The 14,221-nt window shown below is 69.0% G+C and carries 16 protein-coding genes and 1 tRNA gene; 11 read left to right on the forward strand and 6 right to left on the reverse strand.

Annotated elements, in window-relative coordinates:
• Positions 1–70 precede the first annotated feature (70 nt).
• Together ACFC0D_RS14990 and ACFC0D_RS14995 are read left to right on the forward strand one after the other, a co-directional pair.
• Positions 71–2,320 (forward strand): (Fe-S)-binding protein, encoded by a 2,250-nt coding sequence (locus ACFC0D_RS14990; protein WP_376434926.1) that lies wholly within the window; start codon positions 71–73, stop codon positions 2,318–2,320.
• Positions 2,321–2,481: 161 nt separating this feature from the next.
• The gene (locus tag ACFC0D_RS14995; protein WP_376434928.1) at positions 2,482–3,330 is read left to right on the forward strand and encodes a Yip1 family protein; all 849 of its coding nucleotides are present in this window, start codon (positions 2,482–2,484) and stop codon (positions 3,328–3,330) included.
• A gap of 74 nt (positions 3,331–3,404) precedes the next feature.
• Here ACFC0D_RS14995 and ACFC0D_RS15000 read toward each other — a convergent pair whose 3' ends face one another.
• Both ACFC0D_RS15000 and dcd read right to left on the reverse strand, forming a co-directional pair.
• The gene (locus ACFC0D_RS15000; RefSeq protein WP_376434930.1) at positions 3,405–3,902 is read right to left on the reverse strand and encodes a phosphoribosyltransferase; all 498 of its coding nucleotides are present in this window, start codon (positions 3,900–3,902) and stop codon (positions 3,405–3,407) included.
• A 13-nt stretch (positions 3,903–3,915) separates the two neighbouring features.
• Positions 3,916–4,491 carry a dCTP deaminase gene (gene dcd, locus ACFC0D_RS15005; RefSeq protein WP_017240230.1) on the reverse strand — a complete coding sequence of 192 codons (576 nt, stop codon included), beginning with the start codon at positions 4,489–4,491 and terminating at the stop codon, positions 3,916–3,918.
• A gap of 405 nt (positions 4,492–4,896) precedes the next feature.
• On the opposite strand from dcd, the gene ACFC0D_RS15010 reads away from it, so the two are divergent.
• From ACFC0D_RS15010 to ACFC0D_RS15050, 9 genes are all read left to right on the forward strand, one after another.
• A tRNA-Gly gene (locus ACFC0D_RS15010) sits at positions 4,897–4,967 on the forward strand.
• A 94-nt stretch (positions 4,968–5,061) separates the two neighbouring features.
• Positions 5,062–5,520, forward strand: a complete 459-nt coding sequence (locus ACFC0D_RS15015; protein ID WP_376434932.1) for a WXG100 family type VII secretion target — start codon at positions 5,062–5,064, stop codon at positions 5,518–5,520.
• 19 nt (positions 5,521–5,539) lie between these two features.
• Positions 5,540–5,845: a WXG100 family type VII secretion target gene (locus ACFC0D_RS15020; protein WP_376434934.1), complete on the forward strand. Its 306-nt coding sequence runs from the start codon at positions 5,540–5,542 to the stop codon at positions 5,843–5,845.
• A complete protein-coding gene (locus ACFC0D_RS15025; protein WP_376434936.1) occupies positions 5,845–7,614 on the forward strand; it encodes an RNase A-like domain-containing protein in 1,770 nt (589 codons plus the stop codon). The genes ACFC0D_RS15020 and ACFC0D_RS15025 overlap by 1 nt, the downstream gene beginning before the upstream one ends.
• Before the next feature lie 24 nt (positions 7,615–7,638).
• Positions 7,639–8,199: a hypothetical protein gene (locus tag ACFC0D_RS15030; RefSeq protein WP_376434938.1), complete on the forward strand. Its 561-nt coding sequence runs from the start codon at positions 7,639–7,641 to the stop codon at positions 8,197–8,199.
• 47 nt (positions 8,200–8,246) lie between these two features.
• Complete coding sequence (locus ACFC0D_RS15035) at positions 8,247–8,546, forward strand: RNase A-like domain-containing protein (RefSeq protein ID WP_376434940.1); 300 nt, start codon at positions 8,247–8,249, stop codon at positions 8,544–8,546.
• A gap of 11 nt (positions 8,547–8,557) precedes the next feature.
• Entirely contained in the window at positions 8,558–9,214 is a 657-nt protein-coding gene (locus ACFC0D_RS15040) for a contact-dependent growth inhibition system immunity protein (protein ID WP_376434942.1), read from the forward strand.
• A 214-nt stretch (positions 9,215–9,428) separates the two neighbouring features.
• Positions 9,429–10,373: an RNA polymerase sigma factor SigJ gene (gene sigJ / locus ACFC0D_RS15045; RefSeq protein ID WP_376434944.1), complete on the forward strand. Its 945-nt coding sequence runs from the start codon at positions 9,429–9,431 to the stop codon at positions 10,371–10,373.
• Positions 10,374–10,486: 113 nt separating this feature from the next.
• A complete protein-coding gene (locus ACFC0D_RS15050; protein ID WP_376434946.1) occupies positions 10,487–11,689 on the forward strand; it encodes an NAD(P)/FAD-dependent oxidoreductase in 1,203 nt (400 codons plus the stop codon).
• A gap of 279 nt (positions 11,690–11,968) precedes the next feature.
• Here the strand turns inward: ACFC0D_RS15050 and ACFC0D_RS15055 are convergent, their stop codons facing one another.
• The 4 genes from ACFC0D_RS15055 to ACFC0D_RS15070 all read right to left on the reverse strand — a co-directional run.
• Positions 11,969–13,237 (reverse strand): ATP-binding protein, encoded by a 1,269-nt coding sequence (locus ACFC0D_RS15055; RefSeq protein ID WP_376434948.1) that lies wholly within the window; start codon positions 13,235–13,237, stop codon positions 11,969–11,971.
• A gap of 232 nt (positions 13,238–13,469) precedes the next feature.
• On the reverse strand, positions 13,470–13,640 hold the full coding sequence (locus ACFC0D_RS15060; RefSeq protein ID WP_376434950.1) for a hypothetical protein: 171 nt from the start codon (positions 13,638–13,640) through the stop codon (positions 13,470–13,472).
• A 30-nt stretch (positions 13,641–13,670) separates the two neighbouring features.
• A complete protein-coding gene (locus ACFC0D_RS15065) occupies positions 13,671–14,027 on the reverse strand; it encodes a PRC-barrel domain-containing protein (RefSeq protein WP_376434952.1) in 357 nt (118 codons plus the stop codon).
• A partial coding sequence (locus tag ACFC0D_RS15070) for a DUF5994 family protein (RefSeq protein WP_376434954.1) occupies positions 14,024–14,221 on the reverse strand: 198 nt, incomplete at its 5' end. The genes ACFC0D_RS15070 and ACFC0D_RS15065, both read right to left, overlap by 4 nt.

A 14,221-nucleotide genomic window follows, 5' to 3' on the forward strand; every position in this document is an offset into this window, starting at 1 on the left:
TTACCGCTTAGTAGTGCCACACTCGACAGTGTCGGCACTCCGCCTCGCAGGCCCGCCCGAGGAGCCCCTCATGCAACTCGCCGCGATCATCGTGTCGATCGCCATCACGGTGGTGGCCGTCGCGCTGTTCGGCCGCGCCACCGCGCAGATCTACCGCTTCGTGAAGCTCGGCCAGCCCGTGCCCGCGGGCACGCGCACCGGCGATCCCACACAGCGCACCATCACGCTGGTCAAGGAGTTCCTCGGCCATACGCGTATGAACCGCTGGGGCATCGTCGGCGTGGCGCACTGGTTCGTGGCGGTGGGCTTCTTCTCGCTGCTCCTCACGATCGTCAACGCCTTCGGCCAGCTCTTCCAGGCCGACTGGCTGATCCCGATCATCGGCGACTGGCTGCCGTACGAGATCTTCACCGAGTTCCTCGGCCTGATGACCGTCCTCGGCATCGTGACGCTGATCATCATCCGGCAGCTGAACCGGCCGGGCGGAGCGGGCCGCAAGTCCCGCTTCACGGGCTCCAAGACGGGCCAGGCCTACTTCGTCGAGGCCGTCATCCTGATCGTCGGCGTCTGCATCATGACGCTGCGCGCCCTGGAAGGCGTCCAGCACCACGTGACCAGCTGGGAGCCGGGCTTCTTCGCCTCGTACCCGCTGATCGCGCTGCTCGACGGTCTGGACCTGAGCACGATCCAGCACCTCACCTACTTCTTCGCGGCGCTGAAGATCGTCACGTCCTTCACCTGGATGATCACGGTCTCGCTGAACACCAACATGGGTGTGGCCTGGCACCGCTTCCTCGGCTTCCCGAATATCTGGTTCAAGCGGAACGCCGACGGCTCCACGGCACTCGGCGCACTGCAGCCGATGACGACGGCCGGCAAGGAGATCGACTGGGAGGACCCGGCCGAGGACGCCGTCTTCGGTGTCTCCCAGGTCGAGCAGTTCTCCTGGAAGGGCATCCTCGACTTCTCCACCTGCACCGAGTGCGGTCGCTGCCAGTCGCAGTGCCCCGCCTGGAACACGGGCAAGCCGCTCTCCCCCAAGCTCCTGATCATGTCGCTGCGCGACCACGCGCACGCCAAGGCCCCGTATCTGCTGGCCGGCGGCGGCAAGGACATGGAGGGCAACGAGCAGGCGTCCGAGGAGCAGCTCAAGGACGTGCCCGCGGCCGCCCTCGCCGAGGCCGAGCGCCCCCTCATCGGCACCGCCGAGGAGAACGGCGTCATCGACCCGGACGTCCTGTGGTCCTGCACCACCTGCGGCGCCTGCGTCGAGCAGTGCCCGGTCGACATCGAGCACATCGACCACATCGTCGACATGCGCCGCTACCAGGTGATGATCGAGTCCGCCTTCCCCTCGGAGGCCGGCACGATGCTCAAGAACCTGGAGAAGAAGGGCAACCCCTGGGGTCTGGCCAAGAAGCAGCGCGTCGAGTGGACCAAGGAGGTCGACTTCGAGGTCCCGATCGTCGGCAAGGACGTCGAGGACCTCACCGAGGTCGACTACCTGTACTGGGTCGGCTGCGCCGGCGCCCTGGAGGACCGGGCCAAGAAGACCACCAAGGCCTTCGCCGAGCTGCTGCACATGGCGGGCGTCTCGTTCGCGATCATGGGCGGCGAGGAGAAGTGCACCGGTGACTCGCCCCGCCGCCTGGGCAACGAGCCGCTGTTCCAGCAGCTCGGCCAGGAGAACGTCGCGATGCTGAACATGGCGTTCGGCGAGGACGACGAGGACGAGTCGACGAAGAAGCCGAAGTCGGCCAAGAAGATCGTCGCGACCTGCCCGCACTGCTTCAACACGATCGCGAACGAGTACCCGCAGCTGGGCGGCGAGTTCGAGGTCATCCACCACACGCAGCTGCTCCAGCACCTCATCGACGAGGGCAAGCTGATCCCGGTGACCCCGGTCGACGGGCTCATCACCTACCACGACCCGTGCTACCTGGGCCGCCACAACAAGGTCTACACGCCCCCGCGCGAGATCATGTCGGCCGTCCCGGGCCTGCGTCAGCAGGAGATGCACCGCCACAAGGAGCGCGGCTTCTGCTGTGGCGCCGGTGGCGCGCGGATGTGGATGGAGGAGCGGATCGGCAAGCGCATCAACAACGAGCGCGTCGACGAGGCCCTGTCCCTCAACCCGGACATCGTCTCCACCGCCTGCCCGTTCTGCCTCGTCATGCTGACCGACTCGGTCAACGGCAAGAAGAACGAGGGCAAGGCCAAGGAGTCCGTCCAGGTCGTGGACGTGGCCCAGCTGCTGCTCGACTCGGTGAAGACGAAGCCGGAGCCCGAGTCCGTGTCGGAGTCCGTCTCCGCCGAGTAGTCGTCACATACGAGAGGGCCGTCCCGCGCAACCGCGGGGCGGCCCTCTCCGTTGTGAACCCCTAGGGGCGGGGTGGCCCTCTCCTCCTTGGACCCCCTAGGGGATGTCACAGCTCAGTGGCAAAGGAGCGCCCTGACAGCGGAAACGGGTACGTTCAAGGCGTGGCTGGATTCAGGAACGGACGCGGCCGGGACAACCGCCCCCCGCAACAACAACCGCAGCAGGCGCCGTACGGGTACAACGCGGCCCCGCCGCCCCACCCGCAGCAGCAGTGGGGCCGACAGGCCCCGCAGGGCGGCGGCGGTGGCTACGACGGGGAGCCGGAGTACTTCGGGGACCCGTACGCGGCGCAGCAGCAACAGCAGCAGCACTACGCGGCGAACACGCCGGGGCACACGCAGATGTTCAGCGTGAACGAGGAGCCGTACGGCGCCGGCGCGACGTACCAGGCCGCCCCCGCGCCCACGGGGCCGCGCCTGCCCTGGAAGGCCCTGCTGAGCGGCATCGTGCTGCGCCCGGCGCCGACGTTCCTGCAGATGCGGGACCACGCGGTGTGGGGCCCGGCGCTGACCGTCACGTTCCTCTACGGACTGCTCGCGATCTTCGGGTTCGACAAGGCGCGCGACGAGGCGATCAACGCGACGCTGTCGACGGCGATCCCGTACGTCCTGATGACGGGCATCGGCTTCGTCGTCGCCGGCCTGATCCTGGGCGCGGTCACCCACACGCTGGCCCGCCAGCTCGGCGGCGACGGCACGTGGCAGCCGACGGTGGGCCTGTCGATGCTGATCATGTCGATCACCGACGCCCCCCGACTGGTCTTCGCGCTCTTCCTGGGCGGCGAGAACGGCCTGGTGCAGGTTCTCGGCTGGATCACCTGGCTGGCGGCGGCCGCGCTGTTCACGACGATGGTGAGCCGCTCGCACGACCTTCCGTGGCCGAAGGCCCTGGGCGCGTCGGCGATCCAACTGGTCGCGCTGCTGAGCCTGATCAAGCTGGGCACGCTGTGACCACGTACGCGTAAGGAACGAGAAAGGCCCCCACCGCACACAAGCGGTGGGGGCCTTTCTCGTACGGCCGTCCGTCAGGCGTCGAGGACCTGGCCCTCACGCCTCACGACGGGCGGTTCGACCGACCAGGGGAAGTTGATCCACTCGTCGGTCTTCTTCCACACGTACTCGCACTTCACGAGGGAGTGCGACTTCTCGTAGATGACGGCGGAGCGGACCTCGGCGACGTGGTCGACGCAGAAGTCGTGGACGAGCTTCAGCGTCTTGCCGGTGTCGGCGACGTCGTCGGCGATGAGCACCTTCTTGTCGCTGAAGTCGATGGCGTTCGGGACGGGCGCCAGCATGACCGGCATCTCCAGGGTCGTCCCCACGCCGGTGTAGAACTCCACGTTCACGAGGTGGATGTTCTTGCAGTCCAGGGCGTAGGCCAGACCGCCGGCGACGAAGACGCCGCCGCGGGCGATGGAGAGCACGACGTCGGGCTCGTAGCCGTCGTCGGCGATCGTCTGCGCGAGCTCGCGGATCGCGCGCCCGAAGCCCTCGTAGGTCAGGTTCTCGCGTACTTCACTCATGCCGGCCGCCGCCTCACACCTGGGTCCGATGGAAGTTCATGAAGGAACGCGAGGCCGTCGGCCCCCGCTGCCCCTGGTAGCGCGAGCCGTACCGCTCGCTGCCGTACGGGAACTCGGCGGGTGAGCTCAGCCGGAACATGCACAGCTGCCCGATCTTCATCCCCGGCCACAGCTTGATCGGCAGGGTGGCGAGGTTCGACAGCTCCAGGGTCACGTGCCCGGAGAAGCCGGGGTCGATGAACCCGGCGGTGGAGTGGGTGACCAGCCCCAGCCGCCCGAGCGAGCTCTTCCCCTCGAGCCTGGACGCGATGTCGTCCGGCAGCGTGATGACCTCGTAGGTCGAGGCGAGCACGAACTCACCGGGGTGGAGGATGAACGCCTCGTCACCCTCGGGCTCGACCTCACGGGTCAGGTCGAGCTGCTCGACGGCGGGGTCGATGTGGGGGTAGCGGTGGTTCTCGAACACCCGGAAGAAGCGGTCAAGCCTCACGTCGATGCTCGAGGGCTGCACCATGGATTCGTCGTACGGGTCGATGCGCACCCGTCCGGCATCGATCTCGGCCCGGATGTCCTTGTCTGAGAGAAGCACGCCCCCACGATACGCAGAGGGCGCGGACCTGCCCCAATCGGGAAGACTCCGCGCCCGTCCTTCGGACCTCAGTGCCGCTCGAGCTCCACGGGAACCGCGTGCCGCAGCCGCGCACAGCGTGGACACCGAATGAGCCGCCCCGGCCCGATCCGCCCGGCACCGAGCTGCTGCAGCGGGAACGAAGCGGTACTGAACACATGCCCCTCGGCACAACGAACGACGGTGCGCTCCATCGAACCCATCAAGTCCCTTCCCCGACAAGTGGTGGACGAGACAGCCACATTAGGGGATCAACGGGACACCACTCCAGGCGGCACTCCGTCAGGTCCGGGTACGGCTCGCACGCCTCGACTTCGGGATGGGGTACAGTGTCCGAGTCTGCGGTACCGATCTTCGGACCGTCGCGCGGATGTAGTTTAATGGTAGAACATGAGCTTCCCAAGCTTATAGCGCGGGTTCGATTCCCGTCATCCGCTCTTCCACGAAGGCCCTGGTCAGAGACCAGGGCCTTCGTCGTTGCCCCAGCCCTCCACACCCCCAGCCCTGATCGACAGGGTCCCGTTCACTAGAGTGAACACCCGTACGCAGAGACACGCGTACGAACGGCGCGACGAGCGGGGGCTCAGGATGCGGGACGCCGATCTGGACGTCTCGGAGGACGGCCTCACCAGGCTGGCGAACGACCTCGACGAGATGCAGCGCTATCTCGAACAGCAGACCCGCAGCATGGACGAGGTCGTCGACAAGATCGCCGCGGGATGGCAGGGCCCCACCGCCACCGCGTACCGCTCCCTGCACCGCGGTGTCGCCGAGGACGCCGTACGCATCCGTCAGGTGGTGGTCCTCCTCGAAGCGGCCATGCGCGCCTCGCGCGACGGCTTCACCGAGCAGGAGCTCGACACCCTGGCCAGGATCCGGCGGATGCAGGAGGGCGAGGACGTGTCCGCCGCCGCCCGCGCCCTCACCGTGCCCGACCCGGCGCCCGCACCGGACGCAGGCCAGCCGAAGAGCCGCATTCTCGACGTCTGAACCACGGGGGACCAGCACCATGCCGGACGAAGACCGGATCACCGTCAACTTCGCTACCCTGCAGCGCCTTTCGGGGGACCTGGAGGAGATACTCCGGGCCCTCAACGAGAAGCTCGACACGCTGTACGGGCGGGCCACCAAGGTCGTACTGAGCTGGGACGGCGAGGCCCGCGAGGCATTCATCGACGAGCTGGACAAATGGAGCCGCTCCGCCGACGACCTCAAGGCCGCCCAGGCCTGGCTCCAGGAGGTCGTGGTCAAGGGGCACCTCAACTACGCCGCGGCCAACAAGTCCGTACTCGAAGGCTGGGGAGGCGGCGCCTGATGGCCGGACCTCCCACACCCGCCCAGTCGCCGGGCGGCAACGGCACCATCGACGTCAAGCCGAGCAACCTCTGGACGGTCTCCGGCAGGGTCGCCGCGCAACAGGACTTCCTGGTGCGCGGCGCCAACAAACTCCTGGAGGAGCTGGGCAAGTACCCCGACGCCGGAGGCGCCGGCACCGAGGCCCAGAAGTTCGCCCAGGCGTACAAGAAGATCGGGGACCGCTGGCTCGAGGTCTGGGGTCGGTCCGTGCTCAGCGTCGGCGGCGTCGCCGTCGGGTTCACCGAGACGGCTAACGCCTACACCCTGGCGGACGTGGCGGCCAACCCCAAGCCGGGGAAGACGGCCGAGCAGCGCCCACGGCCCGCGGTCATCGACAAGGCACCGAAGTTCGACTCGATACCCGACATCAAGTGGGGCGACGACGACGGTGGCGACGACATCATGCGCGGCGCGATGGAGGCCATCCCCGAGATCGTCCGGGACGTGCTCCAGCCGCTGTGCAAGCACGTGTTCCGGGTCGGGAAGGTGGCGGACGTCCACCCCTTCCCACAGCAGCACTATCTCAACTCCCTGTGCCACAGCTGGATGAATGTCTCCATCTGCGCGTCGCTGGGTGCGGACCAGCTCACCCAGGCCGTCGGCACCATCACCAACCACCACCAGGCCGACTGGGAAGCGGCCATGCGGACCTTCTGCAGCGCGCTGTGGGGCGGGACGGCATGGGGGCAGCAGCGGCATGGCTACCAGTGGGCCCAGACCGCCAACTCCGGCCCTGGCACGCCCCGCGTCCCCACAGGCAGCGAGCCCGTCCTGGCCGTACTGAAGGACACGGCCGACACCGTCGCGACCCTCCTGCGCGAGTACGCGGAAGCCGCCGTCGACCTCAACCGCGACGTCGAGGACGAGATCCACCGCGCCATGCTGCAGGCCGCCAAGGAGATCATCGATGACCTGGCCAAGCCCAAGGACCCCAAGAGCCTGCTCGGCACCGTCACGTCCGTGATCGGCAAGGGCGCGGGCCTGATCCTTTCGTTCGACGTCAAGACCGTCCTGAACATCAACACGGCCAAGCTGAACCGGATCGTCGACACGTACACCGGCATCCTGGGGGGTCTGACCACCCGCATGGAGGCGCTGAAGGAGCCGCTGGACGAGGCCTACCGGAGTGCCCCCAAGTTCGAGGCCGGCGTCGCCCGTGCACACGGCTTCGGCATGCGGGCCCTGGAGGAATTCAAGGATTCGCAGCTCTGGCTGAAGGTCGACTCGAACGGCAACTACGACCTGAACCTCGCCGCCAACGAGTACATGGCGGACGGCCATACGCTGGACAAACACGTCGGCAAGACGGACGAGCAGCTCGCGCAGCGCCTGCGCGACCAGCAGTCGAACGGCCCGACCCAGGCCTGGCCGTACGGCAAGCCGAAGCCCAGCGCCTCTTCGGCCTTCCCGACCTACCAGCGCGCGGAGGAGCTGACCGAGCACAACCTCAACAGCAACAAGGCCGCGATCGAGGCGTGGATCAAGGGCCCTCCGCCACCGGGTGAGGGAGACGTCAGAGACTTCCATGCGACAGCGCCGAACGGCGAGACCAGCGGCAAAAGCGTGAGCAAACAGCCGATCGACGACACCGACCCGCTGTCCGGGTACAAGCAGGGCGGCATGAATGCCAAGGCATACGACGTCACGGGCATCGACACGCGGATCCGGTACGACAGCAGCCGCACCCCACCGTTCACCGTCATGACATCGATGCCCTCCAAGTCCTAGCGCGCCGAGAAAGGCCTGCACCATATGTCCGTCGACCAGACCTCCTGGGAATCCGCGGTACGCCACCTGTTCGAGGACGCGTACCCGTACGACGCCACGGGGCCACGTCGCCACGAGGACTGGGTCCTCGACGTCCTCGCGCTGATGGCCAGGGTCCCGGACCCGCGGGGCTGGGTCGGCCTCGACGATGCGGCACAGAACCCGGAGCGCGAGGGGTTCCCCACGTACCCCTTCGCCGTCCACGCCCCGGAGTACGTTGCGCAGCGCCTCAAGGAGATCGACCGGAAGAGCGCCGAGAACCTGCTCCTGGCCCTCACGGACGACTGCTGCACCCTGTCCAACCTGGCGCGTTTCACGGAGAGCGAGGAGGAACTGCGAACGATGGCCTGCACGATCCTCGAGCGATACGGGGACAATGCCAGCTATCACACCAACGTCAACAGGTCCGGCCACGTGCCCGGCACGCTCGATTTCACGACGTCACACTGGGGGTACAGCCCGCTGAGCGTCTACTCGGAGGACTGCGGCCTGATCGTGGTCTCGGACACCGAGGTGGGCATGTTCTGGAACTTCTCCGACTACTGATCCGTACGAGCGCACCTCCTGACCAGGCGATTTGAGAGGATGCCTCCATGTTGACGCGATCCGCGACGTATCCCGACCGGGAGACCACCCACTGGGCCACCCAGCAGGTGGTGACCGCCAACGAGCAGGCCATCCACCGATGGCTCGCACAGGGCACCCGAGCCCGTCTCACGATCGAGGCCGCCTGGCCGTCCCGCGAGGAGTCCGTGGGCCGGGTCCAGCTGGAAGCAGAGCTGCTGGCGGGCCGCGGGCCCATCGACGTCCGCGCGGCGCGCGTGGTACTGCGCCGCGAGCCGTCGAGCCCGCACGGTTTCGTCGTCCACACAACCGTCCCGTTCTACCTGTAGGGGCCGCTCACATGTCTATGAAGCCTCTCGAACACGACCGCCGGTACGGCGAGTTGGACCAGATCATGCGCGCGTACCTGGGGCAGCCGGCCAATGACACCCCCGAGTTGCGCAGCCGCGCGCTGAACGCGTACCTCCGTCACACTTGGCACACCCGCCCCTCGGCCCTCGCGGAGGCGGAGCGCCAACTGCGCGAGTACAGCCGCAACCCCCCGGGCCGCATCCGGCATGGCTTGGGCGAGTTCTACGCGATCCCTGACACCGGGATGCCCCAGTCGGAGATCGGCGGCTGGTTGACGGTGCTGGCCGACCACCTGAAGAAGAGCATTGAGGAAGGCGACGCCCCTGAACCGTCGTCCCCGCAGACGCACTGGGAGTGGCACGCGCGCTTTCCGGAGACCGCGCAATTGCTCGGAGGCTGGTTCTCCCAGGACATCGTCGACGAGTTCCCCGACCACGACGCAGCGGTCGCCGACTACGCCGCCACCACCAACCCCCAACTGGTCGCACGCCTCGTCGGCGAGCTCCACGAGTTGCTCACCCTCCCCTTGGACGAGGGGGACTATGCCCTGGCTGCCGCCGAACTCGGTATGGAGGTCGGCCCGCCCGAGCCATTCTCCCACGGCGCCTGGTTCCAGTCTCTGGCGACGACGCTGTCCAGCACCTGACCCGGCCTTGGTGGACGGCCCTCCCACTCGATCCGGGTGGGGTCGAGGTGCCGCCAGCAGGTCGACCGCGGATCGGCGGTCGCGTCACTCATACCTCGCCGTGCTTTTCACAGCGGAGAGCGTGGTCGAAACGGGTGCCCACCGGGCCTCGAGATGATCCAGCTGGGTGCTGGTGGCCTGCCGTTCCGGCACGGGGGCGCCTAGGATCGCGCGTATGGCCCTGATCATGAGCGACGTGGACCGGTTCGAGACCGCCAGGCCCCGGCTGGAGGCCATTGCCTACCGGCTGCTCGGCTCGGCGAGCGAGGCCGAGGATGCCGTGCAGGAGACGTTCCTGCGCTGGCAGGCGGCCGACGTCCGGCGGATCGAGGTGCCCGAGGCCTGGCTGACGAAGGTCCTCACCAACTGGTGCCTCAACATGCTCACTTCGGCACGTGCCCGGCGCGAGACGTACGTGGGGAGGTGGCTCCCCGAGCCGCTGCTCGCCGGGGACCCGATGCTCGGCCCGGCCGACACCGCCGAGCAGCGCGAGTCGGTGTCGTACGCCGTCCTCGTCCTGCTCGAGCGCCTGTCGCCCAACGAGCGGGCCGTGTACGTGCTGCGCGAGGCCTTCGACTACCCGCACCGGGAGATCGCCGAGATCCTGGAGATCACCGAGGCCGCCAGTCAGCAGGTCTACCACCGGGCCAAGAAGCACGTCGCCGACGGCAAGGCGCGCACCGAGATCGACGAGGCCGCCGCCCTGAAGATCGTCGAGGAGTTCCTGGCCGCGGCGACCAGCGGCCGTACCGAACCCCTCGTACGCCTGCTCACCCAGGACGCCGTCTCGGTCGGCGACGGCGGCGGGAAGGTCCTGGCCCGCGCGAAGGCGTTCGAGGGCGCGCGAGCGGTCGCCACGTTCCTGCGCGGCCTGTTCAAGCCCAGCGCGGCCAAGCGAGCCCATGTCGGCGGCGCGCCCGACATCTACGCCACGACCGCCAACGGCGGGCCCGCCATCGTGGCGGTCGTGGACGGCCGGGTCGTCGGGATCACCTGCCTCGAGGTCACGGCGGAGGGCATCACCGCGGTCCGCAGCCAGGTCAACCCCGACAAGCTCGCCCGGGCGACCGAGCACTGGGCCGCCGCGGACCACGGGGAGGGCCCTCTCCACACCCTCTGACGAGGTGTGACGCAGGTCACATTCCGATCCTGTCAGGAAACGCGGGGCTGTCCGGTTCAAGGGGCGAGACCACGCCGGACAACGGCAGCCCCCGCCCAGACAGGAGCACGGACATGCAGCACCGCATCGTCGTCCTCGGAGCCGGCTACACCGGTGCCATCGCCGCCGGCCGCCTCGCCAAGCGGCTGCACCACGAGGACGTCACCATCACCCTCGTCAACCCCGAGCCCGACTTCGTCGAGCGCGTCCGGCTGCACCAGATCGCGGTCGGCCAGGACCTCAGGCCCCGGCCGTTCGGCGAGATGTTCGCGGGCACGGGCGTGGAACTGAAGCTCGCGAAGGTCACCGCCGTGGACGTCGACCGCAAGACGGTGACCGTCACCGCCGCGCACGGCCCCGAGCAGGAGGAAATCGCCTACGACACCCTGGTCTACGCCCTCGGCAGCGGCTGGAACGACGGGGGCGTCCCCGGCACCGCCGCACACGCCCACGAGATCTCCAGCCGCGCCGGCGCCCTCCGCCTCCGCGACCGCCTGGCCGCGCTGGACGCCGGCCGGCCCGTGGTCGTGGTCGGCGGCGGCCTGACGGGCCTGGAGGCCGCGACCGAGATCGCCGAGGCGCGCCCCGACCTCGACGTCGCCCTGGCCGCGAGCGGCGCCCTCGGCGACTGGCTCTCGGAGAAGGGCCGCTCCCACCTGCGGAAGGTGGTCGACAAGCTCGGCATCACGGTCCACGAACACACCGCGGTCAACGCCGTGGAGGCGGACGGCGTGACGACCGACGCCGGCCGGACCATCCCCGCCGACGTCACGGTCTGGACCACCGGCTTCGCCGTCCACCCCATTGCCCAGGGCACCGCCCTGGAGGTCACCGACCGCGGCCAGATCGTGGTCGACACCACCATGCGCTCGGTCTCCCACCCGGACGTGTACGCCGTGGGCGACGCGGCGATGGCGCTCGGCTCGGCCGGCACGCCCCTCCGCATGTCCTGCGCCTCGGGCGTCCCCATGGCCTGGCAGGCCGCCGACGCCATCGCCGCCCGCCTCGCCGACACCGAGGTCCCCCACATCGCCATCCACTACTCGCAGCAGTGCATCTCCCTCGGCCGCAAGGAGGGTCTGATCCAGTTCGTCACCGCGGACGACCAAGCGGTCGACCGCGCCATGACGGGCCGCATGGCCGCCCGCTACAAGGAACTGATCTGCAAGGGCGCGGCCTGGGGCGTCGCCAACCCGACCCTGGGCCTGCCGACCCGGCGCCGGCGTGTCGTACGGCAGGAGACCCGGAGCAGCGCACAGGTGGAGGCAGCGGCCTGACCACCCCACGGCCGAACCGCGGGGTTCGGCAGACGTGGTGCGCCGCATCGCAGGTGCGCCGGTCCCGTTCCGGCAGGGTCGCTCCCCCGAGAAGCACGTGCCAGAGGGCCCAGGTCAACGACCTGGGCCCTCTTCGTCGCCCTCGGGCTGCAGCACGACGTACCGGGCACCGGCTCGGAACGAGCACTCCTGCTGCACAACTGGCTCGGCGACCGGTCGAGTTACGAGGGAATCCGGGCGTTTGGAGGCCGAGGAGGAAGGGGCGGTCGAGCGAAGGCGCTAGATGCGGGCGAACCTCTCGGTCTGGTGGTCGAGTTCCTGAGCCATGGCGGTGCTGACCGTGGGTCTGGTTTCGCCGATCGTGCGCAGGTAGTCCTCGGTGGTGGGGCGGGCCCGGGCTCCGGTGTCGAAAGTGCGCTCGAACTGGACCTGGGAGACGGTGCGCGCCACATGGGCGACGTCGGCAGGGGTGAACCCCTCGCTGGCGGACGCCAGCGCCGCGCTGTCGGCCTCCGCGCCCGCTCGGGTCAGGTAGCTCTCCCACAGCGCGGTCCTCGCGCGGTGGTCGGGCGGGCCGATCGGCAGCACGTAATCGAACCGGCCGTGCCGCAGGAACGCGGAGTCGAGCGTGGTCACGTCGTTCGTGGCGCAGACGAGCAGCCGCCCGTCCTGGCCCCGGAACCGGACGATCGCCTTGAGCAGTTCGTTGACGACACCGACCGCGGTCGCGTCCGCACCGCTCCGGGTCCCCGCGATCTCCTCGACCTCGTCGATGAAGACCAGGACATGGTCGAGCCGCGCGATCTCGTCGAAGCGCCGGTTCAGCCCGCTGGCCAGCCCGTACTCGGCAGCCAGCCGGGCGGGGAACAGCTCGAGGAACGGCCATCCCAGACGGCTGGCGATCGCGTGCGCGAACGTGCTCTTCCCCGTCCCGGGCGGCCCGAACAGCATCACCGCCCGCGGCAGCTCGACTCCGTGCTGCGCGGCCATTTCGGGATGGGCCAGTGGCAGTACCAGGCGCCGCTCGATGAGCTCCTTCTCCCTCTGCATGCCTGCGACCTTCTGCCACAGTCCGCCGGGCGGCAGCTCCGCTCCCAGCGACGCGAGCATGCTGACCGCCTGAGGGGTCACTCGCCCGCGCTTCTCGAAGAAGACCAGGCCCGGACGGGCGCCGAAGCCGCAGTTGTGCAGGGCGGTGGCACCGGTCTCGCCGTCGGGCAGGACCGCGTGCACCGTTCGGACGCCACCGGCGAACAGCCGGTGCTCCAGGGCCCTGATCAGATCGCTGCCCAGCCCCTGGTGCCGCCAGGCGGGCGCCATGCTGATGCGCAGGATCCACGCCCGGTCACCCTCCACCCTGCTCACCGCGGCACCGACCACCTCCTCTTCCGCGGTGGCCACCACCGCCGGGTGGGAGGCCTGGAGGGCCGCCACGGCGTCCGACAGCGGAAAGAGAGGTGGCTCCTCGGCCGTGCCGCTCTCCGCGTCGACTCGGAGCACCGCTTCGAGATCGTCCTGGGTGTAGTCCCTGACACGCCAACCCGTCATGGTCAGCTCCGCGTGTTCGGCCGTACTCCCATCATCGGCCGATGTGCGCGTCCCGCGCACGCCGGGCGAACGCTGTGGTCCAGGACCTCCACGGCGACGCCGGTGCCGCGGGCCGCCCGAGGAGCGCGATGGCACGGCCCCTTCAGGCCGTCGGCACCGGACGGCACAGCGACACCTCACAGGTCGGCCGGGGCTTCGTCGCTGTCCGGACCGGCTCGCGCCGTGCGTCGGGTCACCGGACCGGGCGGTGGCGGCCGGAGCTGCGCGTGCGCATGGCGATGTAGATGAGGTCTGCCACGAGCAGCACGATGCCGATGAACAGAAGGAAGAGCAGTCCGTCGACGACGGCGCCGATGATGCCCAGCACGATCGCCACGATGATCAGGGCCAGGAAGAGCGACACGAGGGCCACCTCCTCGGTCAGTCGGGGGGCTCAGCGGCGGGCCAGCTGCCGTTCACCGTTCGCCCCGGGCTCGTAGGGGAGGTCGTAGTGCCGGAAGACCGCTTCCTCGTCCCCGGCGGGAAGGACGCCGTCGGTTTCGATCGAAGGGCACTGCTTCACCAGCGCCTTGTCGTGAACGACCTTCACATAGCCCGGCCCCACCATCGCCCCTTCCAGGGGGACGAACACCAGACGGTGCCGGGTGGGCAGGCCGACCCGGATCGTGGCCATGGCCGGCTCGTCGGTGCTGGTGTCGACATAGATCGCCTCCAGCTCTCCGATCCTGTGGCCCCGCGTGTCCACGACGTCCTGGGTTCGCCACTCACGGATGTCCGCCATCTGGATCATGTCAACTCCTCGCGGTCGGACGCCGGTTCGGGAAGCGTGGCGACGAGGATCTCGGCAGCCTGGGTGACGTTGTCGGCTCGGACCGCGCGGGCCATGGCATCACGTGCCGCGTCGGGCGTCGTGTCCGGCGGCACCACCATCAGGGCGAAGTGGTCGCTGTCGCCTCGGGTGATGAGGACGGTGTCGTCGCCGAT

Source organism: Streptomyces sp. NPDC056222 (genome assembly GCF_042264065.1).
Classification (GTDB): Bacteria; Actinomycetota; Actinomycetes; order Streptomycetales; family Streptomycetaceae; genus Streptomyces.

Bases quoted from the DNA above. Each gene is read 5' to 3' on its own strand.
- ACFC0D_RS14990 (WP_376434926.1), top strand. From the start codon at position 71: ATGCAACTCGCCGCGATCATCGTGTCGATCGCCATCACGGTGGTGGCC.
- ACFC0D_RS15000 (WP_376434930.1), bottom strand. From the start codon at position 3,902: ATGAGTGAAGTACGCGAGAACCTGACCTACGAGGGCTTCGGGCGCGCG.
- ACFC0D_RS15020 (WP_376434934.1), top strand. From the start codon at position 5,540: ATGCCGGACGAAGACCGGATCACCGTCAACTTCGCTACCCTGCAGCGC.
- ACFC0D_RS15025 (WP_376434936.1), top strand. From the start codon at position 5,845: ATGGCCGGACCTCCCACACCCGCCCAGTCGCCGGGCGGCAACGGCACC.
- ACFC0D_RS15030 (WP_376434938.1), top strand. From the start codon at position 7,639: ATGTCCGTCGACCAGACCTCCTGGGAATCCGCGGTACGCCACCTGTTC.
- ACFC0D_RS15035 (WP_376434940.1), top strand. From the start codon at position 8,247: ATGTTGACGCGATCCGCGACGTATCCCGACCGGGAGACCACCCACTGG.
- ACFC0D_RS15040 (WP_376434942.1), top strand. From the start codon at position 8,558: ATGTCTATGAAGCCTCTCGAACACGACCGCCGGTACGGCGAGTTGGAC.
- sigJ (WP_376434944.1), top strand. From the start codon at position 9,429: ATGGCCCTGATCATGAGCGACGTGGACCGGTTCGAGACCGCCAGGCCC.
- ACFC0D_RS15050 (WP_376434946.1), top strand. From the start codon at position 10,487: ATGCAGCACCGCATCGTCGTCCTCGGAGCCGGCTACACCGGTGCCATC.
- ACFC0D_RS15055 (WP_376434948.1), bottom strand. From the start codon at position 13,237: ATGACGGGTTGGCGTGTCAGGGACTACACCCAGGACGATCTCGAAGCG.
- ACFC0D_RS15065 (WP_376434952.1), bottom strand. From the start codon at position 14,027: ATGATCCAGATGGCGGACATCCGTGAGTGGCGAACCCAGGACGTCGTG.